The organism is Bacillus sp. ES1-5 (genome assembly GCF_022487605.1).
In the GTDB taxonomy this organism is placed as follows: domain Bacteria; phylum Bacillota; class Bacilli; order Bacillales; family Bacillaceae_G; genus Bacillus_A; species Bacillus_A wiedmannii.
The window spans coordinates 510086-511215 of the sequence record NZ_JAKVPU010000002.1; the positions used below are offsets into that span (position 1 = coordinate 510086).

Annotated in this window: 1 pseudogene; it reads right to left on the reverse strand. The window is 59.0% G+C overall.

The features are described from left to right. Positions 1-1130: pseudogene (locus MKO96_RS12345) on the reverse strand (collagen-like protein); the annotation flags it as partial.

Sequence of the window (1130 nt, forward strand, 5' to 3'; positions counted from 1 at the left end):
GTGTTACCTTGAGCACCTTGAGGTCCGGTAGCGCCAGTAGCGCCCGTGTTACCTTGAACACCCTGAGGTCCGGTAGCACCTGTGTTACCTTGAGGACCAGTGGCACCAGTAGCGCCCGTGTTACCTTGAACACCCTGAGGTCCAGTAGCACCTGTGTTACCTTGAACGCCCTGAGGTCCGGTAGCACCTGTGTTACCTTGAATACCCTGAGGTCCAGTAGCGCCAGTAGCACCCGTGTTACCTTGAACGCCCTGAGGTCCGGTAGCACCTGTGTTACCTTGAGGACCAGTGGCACCAGTAGTACCTGTGTTACCTTGAATACCCTGAGGACCAGTAGCACCCGTGTTACCTTGAACACCCTGAGGCCCAGTAGTACCGGTAGCACCCGTGTTACCTTGAATACCCTGAGGTCCAGTAGCACCTGTGTTACCTTGAATACCCTGAGGTCCAGTAGCGCCAGTAGCACCCGTGTTACCTTGAACACCCTGAGGCCCAGTAGCACCGGTAGCACCCGTGTTACCTTGAGCACCTTGAGGTCCGGTAGCGCCAGTAGCACCCGTGTTACCTTGAGGACCAGTGGCACCGGTAGCGCCTGTGTTACCTCGAGGACCAGTGGCACCGGTAGCGCCCGTGTTACCTCGAGGACCAGTGGCACCAGTAGCGCCCGTGTTACCTTGAGGACCAGTGGCACCGGTAGCGCCCGTGTTACCTTGAGGACCAGTGGCACCGGTAGCGCCTGTGTTACCTCGAGGACCAGTGGCACCGGTAGCGCCCGTGTTACCTCGAGGACCAGTGGCACCGGTAGCGCCCGTGTTACCTTGAACGCCCTGAGGTCCAGTAGCACCTGTGTTACCTTGAGCACCTTGAGGCCCAGTAGCACCCGTGTTACCTTGAGGTCCTTGAGGTCCAGTAGGTCCAGGAGGCCCACCAGAAGGTCCGGTAGGACCGGTAACTCCTATACCAGTGGCACCGGTAGCACCAGTAGCACCAGTAGCACCTGTGTTACCTTGAACGCCTTGAGGTCCAGTAGCACCCGTGTTACCCTGAGGCCCAGTAGCGCCCGTGTTACCTTGAGGACCAGTGGCACCGGTAGCGCCTGTGTTACCTCGAGGACCAGTGGCACCAGTAGC